Origin of the sequence: Campylobacter concisus (genome assembly GCF_902460545.1) — a bacterium.
GTDB classification, from domain to species: Bacteria; Campylobacterota; Campylobacteria; order Campylobacterales; family Campylobacteraceae; genus Campylobacter_A; species Campylobacter_A concisus_AE.
On the sequence record NZ_CABPUE010000007.1, the window covers coordinates 222,231 to 229,529 of the forward strand.

Here is a 7,299-nt window from a genome sequence, read left to right on the forward strand (position 1 = left end):
AGGCTTATCTGAAATTTTGCATGAGCCTTTAAATTTTAAACATTTTTTACGATAGAATTACCAAAAATTTAAAGGAGAAGATATGCCATTACTTGATAGTTTTTGTGTAGATCATGTGAAAATGCAAGCCCCAGGAGTAAGACTAGCAAAAAGTATGAAAACGCCAAAGGGCGATGATATCAGCGTTTTTGACTTGAGATTTTGCAAGCCAAATGAAGAAATTTTGCCAGAAAAGGGCACTCACACTTTAGAGCACCTATTTGCTGGCTTTATGAGAAACCATCTAAACGGCAACGGCGTAGAGATCATCGACATCTCGCCGATGGGCTGTAGAACTGGCTTTTATATGAGTGTGATCGGCACACCTAGCGAAGAAGCTGTAAAAAAGGCATGGTTAGCCTCTATGAAAGATATTTTAGAAGTCAAAGACCAAGATAAAATCCCAGAGCTAAATAAATTTCAATGCGGTACTTACAAGATGCACTCACTTGATGAAGCACACGCCATAGCAAAGAAAATTCTATCCCAAGGTCTAGTCATCATAAACAACGATGAGATCAAGCTTGACGTTGATGCTATGGGACTAAAAAAGCACTGATTTGAAGCCAATAAAACAAGAAAATCAAGCCTATTTAAAAGAGCAAATTTTAACCTATCTTGGTAACAAGCGCTCTCTTTTAGGCTTTATAGATCTAGGCGTAAAATACGCAAAAGACGAGCTTAAAAAAGAAAAACTTAGCTGCTGCGACCTCTTTAGCGGAAGTGGCGTAGTGGCTAGGTTTTTAAAGCAAAATAGCGAATTTATAGTTGCAAACGACTTGGAGCTTTATAGCTTTATCACAAACTCATGCTATTTGCAAAACGCCACAAACGAGCTAATAAATGAGATAAATTTCTGGCAAAAAAAGCTTGAAAAAGAGATAGAAAATAACCTTTCTGAAGGCTTTATAACAAGGCTTTACGCCCCACAAGATGATAAAAATATCGCTTTTGGTGAGCGGGTCTTTTACACGAGAAAAAATGCTATCTTCATCGACACTGCAAGAAGGCTCATAGATGAGATGTTGCCAGAGGAGATGAGAAAATTTTTCATAGCTCCACTACTTTATAATGCAAGCGTACATGCAAATACAAGTGGAATTTTTAAAGGTTTTCATAAAAATAAAGAGGGTATCGGTCAGTTTGGCGGCAGGGGGCAAAACGCCATCTCAAGGATCACTTCTGATATAAATTTGACTAAGCCAATTTTTTCAAATTTCAGCGTGCCATTTGAGGTCTATCAAAAGGATGCAAATTTGCTCGCAAAAGAGCTTGATGGGCTTGATCTAGTCTATCTTGATCCGCCTTATAATCAGCACCCATACGGCTCAAACTATTTCATGCTAAATCTCATCGCAAGCTATGAAGAGCCAAGTAAAATTTCAAAAGTTTCAGGCATCGCAAAGGACTGGAATAGATCAGTTTTTAATAAAAAATTATCAGCAAGCGAGGCATTTTTCGAGTTGATAGAAAATTTAAAGGCAAAATTTGTTCTGATTTCATTTAACTCAGAGGGCTTTATCAATCAAGATGAATTTGATAAAAATTTAAAGCAGATTGGCAAGGTTCATCTGCTTCGTCAAAAATACAATGCCTATCGTGGCAGTAGAAATTTAAAAGCTAGAAGCATCCACGTAGACGAGCTTCTTTACGTTTTACAAAAGTAAATTTAGCGCTCATTTCATCACTTCTAAATCACAAACAACACTAACTCAAATGTTAGTTTTGCTCATCTTCTGGCAAACATCTCTCAAATATAAATTTATGCTCATCAGGCAAGACATCGTAGATGGCATTTGCTAAATTTCTTATCTCCCAAAGGGCTGATTTTGAGCTGCGAAGTGAGATAAAATTTTGCAAGCTTCTAGCATTTATGCTCCATGTAAGCTCGGTTTTGTAACACTCTGGCAGGCAGTATTTGACGATGTCAAGGCTTTTTGTAGTTGAGGCTAAAATTTCACGTAAATTTTCAAGCGCTCTTATGCTTGCGTTATCCACTAGCTCGTCATTTGTTAGTACGATAAATTTAGCCGCACGCTCAAATTGCCCTACTTCAAATTTTTCCTCTTTTTTTAGCTCTTTTAGCGTGTAGCGAGTCGATTTGACGCTTAAACTTGCCAAGCGATGACGAGCGAGCTCTTGAAGTAGCGCACGAGAGATACCTTGGATGTAGAAGTTGTAGTATAGGTGCTCTAGCGTCGAGGCGTGTTTAAATTTATTGCCCACCCTATCTATTAGCTCAACATCTTTTTCGCCACCATTGTCGCCTTTTTCAAAGCTTTGCCAGCATGTGCGGATCGCGTGTGAGCAGATATTTAGTGGAGTGTGATTTAGTAGTGTTACTTGCATTTTTTCTCTTTTGTAAAATTTTTTAACATTTTACAAAAATAAGGCTGATTTTATTTGTAAATTTAAAGCATAAATTTCAAAGGGAGGCAAATGCTCCCTTTTGTAAAAGTCTTAGTTATTATTGTTTTAATTGAAGAAGTGTATTTAGCATCTCATCGCTTGTTGTGATAGTTTTTGAGTTTGCTTGGAAACCTCTTTGGATTACGATAAGATCTGTTAGCGCACGGCTTAGATCGACGTTACTAGCTTCAAGCTTTGAAGCCGCGATCGTTCCCTTATCGCCTGTGCCAGCTGCACCGATAACTGCTTCGCCTGAGTTTGCGGTTTGTGAAAAGACATTTCCACCCTCGCTTTGAAGACCTTCGTTGTTTGTAAAGGTAGCAAGTGCTACTTTAGCCAGGCCAAAGCTTTGACCATTTGAAAATGAGCCTATTATCGTTCCGGTCTCATCTATTTTTATGCCGTTTAGAGTACCGCCTGTGTAGCCATCTTGTGAGATTGACTCAGTTGATGAGTCTTTATCAAAGCTTGTTAAGCCGTTAAAGTCAGTTCCAAGACCAAAATTTAAGCTAATGTTTTGACCACTTTGTGAGCCGTTGTTAGCTGAAAATGTTATCGTTGCTGGGTGGAAACTTGCGAGTGAGCCATTTGCGTTAAATCTAGCTGTTCCAGTTATAACGTTATCCGGACCTTCGCCTGTGTAGTTTATCTTAGCTGGCTCTGGCACTTGTATAACCATGCTCCACTCAGTTCCACCATCTGTTGTAGTGCCTGTCTTTGTCCATTTGATACTAACTGTGTGTTTTGAGCCAAGTGAGTCAAAAATTTCTGCCGTTGAGCCGTGGCTTGACATCATCATCTTTCCACTTGCTCTTAGAGCTTGGCCCGGGCTTAGTGCGCCATCAAGTGCTTTCATAATAGTTGTAAGTCTAACATTTTCATTTACAGCTGAATTATTTGTACCTTGAGCTGGCTTTGTAAGACCAGTTGTTGTCATATAAAGTGCATGATCTGCTACTTCATTTGATGGATTTTCTAGTTGAAATTGACCTAGTTTATTTACAGTGATCTTTGTACCATCATTTAAATCATCAGCAAGTTTTTTAAGTGCTGCGATACCAGCTGCGTGCTTGTCATCTGGAGTACCAGCTGCAGCGTTATAAGCATTATTATAAGCTGTTTGGCATGTTGTATCAGCTATAGCTGCTCCACCAGTACCCGGAGTTGTATTATGAGCTTCTGTTGCTTTTTTTATAGCATTAGGTACAGCTGAGTTTACTCTTATTTGACCGTCGCCATTGTAGTCAACGTAACTCCTTGCATCTTTTTGCATAGCAGCACGAAGATCTTCTGTTGTAGTTACTTGCCTTTCTTTCGCATCATTGTATTCGTGAACTGCTGTTGTTTGCGAGCTCGTATAGACATATTGATAAGCTGTAATAATATCTCGATTTTTTAAACCGCCATTTGCCACTCCCATTGCTGTCGTTGCTGCTACTAATTCATCACCAGTATTGACAGTTAAGTGAATATTTTTTGTCTCTTTTGTAGTACCTGAATTATTTCTATTTATAAGTGTTAGTTTATTACCTTCTGAAATTTCAGCTCTAACACCAGTTTTATTGTACTGAGCATTGATAGCAGCAGCAACATCACTTATGTTTGTTACATCTCCGGTTATATTTACACCATTTAATGTTATATTTAATTTTTTTGCAGTTCCATTAGTAAGTGAACCAACATTATTTGGTGATCCACTACCTATAGTAAATTTTTCAGTTTTAGCATTTGCATAGCTCACCCAGATACCTTGTCCATCTCTTAAAGCAAGGCCATTTCCAAGCTCATCAAATGTAACACCTAGATCTACACCACGCTCTGTTAAGCTTTGTTCTTTTCTTGAGTTTGTATAAAACTGATCATTATTTACATCATTTTCGTTATGGACTTCATTTGCATTTAAAATTCCGTCATTGTTATAGTCACGTCCGCCAGCAACAGAGTCTAGTGAATAAATAGGCGTGCTTCTTTGTCCTATGGTATTGCCTGAGTCAAGGTTACCTTTTATCTTTACTTCTGTTGTCGCTCTTGCTGGAGTGGTAAGACCCTCTTTGATCACGATATTTTTTATCGGTCCAGTTGAGTCGATAGTGCCAGTCTCTTCATCTCTTGTCCAGCCTTGAACGATATAACCACTATTGTTTACAAAATTTCCAGCTTTATCACGGACAAAGTCGCCATTTCTTGTATAGTATCTTGTAGTTCCACCATCTGGAGATACGACGAAGAAACCATTTCCTTGAAGTGCAAGGTCTGTTTGCTTATCAGTAGATGTTAGTGTACCTTGTGAGAAAATTCTTGTAGTTGAGTTTATAGTCGTTCCTAGACCTATTTGCATAGCATTTTGACCGCCTAGCTGACCTTGTGGAGCTGTAGCAACTCTTGGAGTTTGGCTTAGTATATCAGCAAAATTTGCACGGTTGTATTTATAACCATAAGTATTAACGTTTGCGATATTGTTGCCTTCTACGTCCATGGCTATCTGGTGGGCTTGTAGGCCTGAAACACCAGACCAAAGTGATCTCATCATTGACTTATCCTTTTTGCATTTTAAATTTTTATATTTTTCAAAAGCAAAAGATGTTCCAAAAATTTATATTGATAAAGAGTAGAAGAAATAAAAAGAAATTTGGCGTTAATTACGCCAAATTTTATCCAAGTATCATAGCTCCAACGATTCCACCGATGATAAGTGGGATATTGAAAAATACAAATGTAGGCACACAAGTATCATATATGTGGTTGTGTTCACCATCAGCATTTAGACCACTTGTTGGTCCAAGTGTGCTATCGCTTGCAGGACTTCCAGCATCTCCTAGAGCCGCAGCTATTCCAACTAACAAGATGATGGCTGGTACGCCAAAACCAAGATTAAGACAAAGCGGCACATAGATAGAAGCTAAAATAGGTATCGTACCAAAGCTAGTGCCTATGCCCATTGTGACTAAAAGACCGATAAGTAGCATCAAAAATGCTCCGCCTATCTTGCCACCAGATACCAAGCTAGCATATTTTACAAGCTCATCTATGCCGCCACTCTCCCTTAAGATAGTGCCATAACCTGCAGCAACTAGCATGATAAAAGCGATAAATCCCATCATAGCAAGGCCGTTATCCATGATCTTATCTACTTTTTTGTATTCGATACCGCCAAAAACGACCATAACCAAAAGTCCAAGTAATGCACCAAGAGGTAGTAGCTCAGTATAAATTTGCACACCAAAAGCCACAACTGCACCAGCTAAAACCGCCCACTCTTTTTTAGTCATCTCAAGGCTTTTTGCGCGCTCGATCTCATCAAGCTCTTCTTTTTCAAATTTTGAAGTTTTATAAGCTCTTTTTTTACCATAAAAAAGTATGGCGAGGATAAGTCCGATAAGCATCGAAGCACCGCCTATCCACATAACAGAAGAGATATCAGAAATAGATGTAGTTATGCCGTTATTTGCTAGCTCTTTTTTTAAGATATTGTGAAAAAGCAGACCAAAGCCAACGCTAAGGCTTACGTAAGGCGCTTGCAGTCCAAATGTCAAAGCGCAAGCCACGGCACGTCTATCTATTCCCATTTTGTTCATAATAGCAAGAAGTGGCGGGATCAAAATAGGTATAAAAGCTATGTGAACTGGGATTAAATTTTGAGATAAGCATGCTATAAATGCAATAGTTAGTATAAAAATCACTTTATTTGAGCTAAGGAATTTACTCAAAGCATTTATCAAGATAGCAGTTAAATTTGTATTTGCGATGGCGGCTGCTAAAGCACCAAGTAAAATATAACTAAGCGATGTTTCAAGATTGCCTTGCATACCGCTTATGAGGCTTTGTGTAGTCTCTTTTAGGGCTGTAAAGAGGCTATCGATCCCACCTGCAATACCACTTTCAAATCCACTAAATCCATGCTTATACATTACTCCCGCAACAAGAGCAGAGATAAGGATAGAAAGCAAAATGTTAAAACGCAATAGACAAAGTATCGTCATTACCAAAATGCTAAAAACAACAGGGTTAAATATAAGCATGAGCGTCCTTTTTGTGAGTGTTGAGAGATTATACAAATGTGTGGCTTATTAAATTTTAAAAAGAGTGGCTTAAGTGGGCTTGTGTTAAGATTTTGAGTAAATTTTAAAAGGAAAAAACGATGGATTTAGAGAAAATTTATAAAGAGGCTAGGGCATATTTAGAGGGACATTTTTTACTAAGCAGTGGCAATCACTCGCAGTTTTATCTCCAAAGTGCAAAGGTACTTGAAGACCCAGCTTTGGCTGGAAAGCTAGCTGATGAGCTTGCTCGTGTGATAGAAAAATTTGGCATTAAATTTGATAGCGTTTGCTCGCCTGCACTTGGAGGAATTTTAGCTGGCTATGAGCTAGCTCGTGCAGCAAAGAAGCGATTTATCTTTACAGAGCGAGTTGATAGAGTGATGAGCTTAAGGCGTGGTTTTGAGGTGAAAAAAGGTGAGAAATTTATCGTTTGTGAAGATATCATCACGACTGGCGGCTCAGCACTTGAAGCAGCGCACGTGATAGAGAGCCTTGGCGGCGAGGTAGTTGGCTTTGCAGCGCTTGCGAACCGTGGCTTTTGTAAGGTTGCAAATTTAGACAATGAAGCTAAGCCAAATGCCAAACTACCAAGCAATAAGCCATTTTTTGCTTTAGGAAATTTTGAGTTTGAAATTTATGAGCCTGAGCATTGCCCACTTTGTAAAAATGGAAGCAAAGCGATCAAACCTGGAAGCAGAGGCAACTAAAATTTAATACTATAAATATAGCTATCTTTCTTTCTTAAATTGATCGATAGCTAAAATTTTTAGAAAAATCCAAAATAGTACTCATAGAAAAATTTTAATCAAGA

6 protein-coding genes are annotated in these 7,299 nt (G+C 38.4%); 3 read left to right on the top strand and 3 right to left on the bottom strand.

Going from position 1 to position 7,299, the window contains the following annotated elements; all coding sequences use genetic code 11:
* Positions 1 to 82: 82 nt before the first annotated feature.
* Together luxS and FZ949_RS06350 are read left to right on the top strand one after the other, a co-directional pair.
* Positions 83 to 598, top strand: a complete 516-nt coding sequence (luxS, locus tag FZ949_RS06345) for an S-ribosylhomocysteine lyase (RefSeq protein WP_103579969.1) — start codon at positions 83 to 85, stop codon at positions 596 to 598.
* Between the two features lies 1 nt (position 599).
* Positions 600 to 1,706 (top strand): DNA adenine methylase, encoded by a 1,107-nt coding sequence (locus FZ949_RS06350; RefSeq protein ID WP_148790251.1) that lies wholly within the window; start codon positions 600 to 602, stop codon positions 1,704 to 1,706.
* 52 nt (positions 1,707 to 1,758) lie between these two features.
* On the opposite strand, the gene thyX is transcribed toward FZ949_RS06350, so the two are convergent.
* The 3 genes from thyX to FZ949_RS06365 all read right to left on the bottom strand — a co-directional run bounded on the left by thyX (position 1,759) and on the right by FZ949_RS06365 (position 6,467).
* A complete protein-coding gene (gene thyX, locus FZ949_RS06355) occupies positions 1,759 to 2,388 on the bottom strand; it encodes an FAD-dependent thymidylate synthase (RefSeq protein ID WP_148790252.1) in 630 nt (209 codons plus the stop codon).
* A 118-nt stretch (positions 2,389 to 2,506) separates the two neighbouring features.
* The gene (gene flgE, locus FZ949_RS06360) at positions 2,507 to 4,978 is read right to left on the bottom strand and encodes a flagellar hook protein FlgE (RefSeq protein WP_148790253.1); all 2,472 of its coding nucleotides are present in this window, start codon (positions 4,976 to 4,978) and stop codon (positions 2,507 to 2,509) included.
* Positions 4,979 to 5,099: 121 nt separating this feature from the next.
* Positions 5,100 to 6,467 (bottom strand): Na+/H+ antiporter NhaC family protein, encoded by a 1,368-nt coding sequence (locus tag FZ949_RS06365; RefSeq protein WP_148790254.1) that lies wholly within the window; start codon positions 6,465 to 6,467, stop codon positions 5,100 to 5,102.
* Between the two features lie 119 nt (positions 6,468 to 6,586).
* On the opposite strand from FZ949_RS06365, the gene pyrE reads away from it, so the two are divergent.
* Positions 6,587 to 7,195, top strand: a complete 609-nt coding sequence (pyrE, locus tag FZ949_RS06370) for an orotate phosphoribosyltransferase (RefSeq protein ID WP_148790255.1) — start codon at positions 6,587 to 6,589, stop codon at positions 7,193 to 7,195.
* Positions 7,196 to 7,299 lie beyond the last annotated feature (104 nt).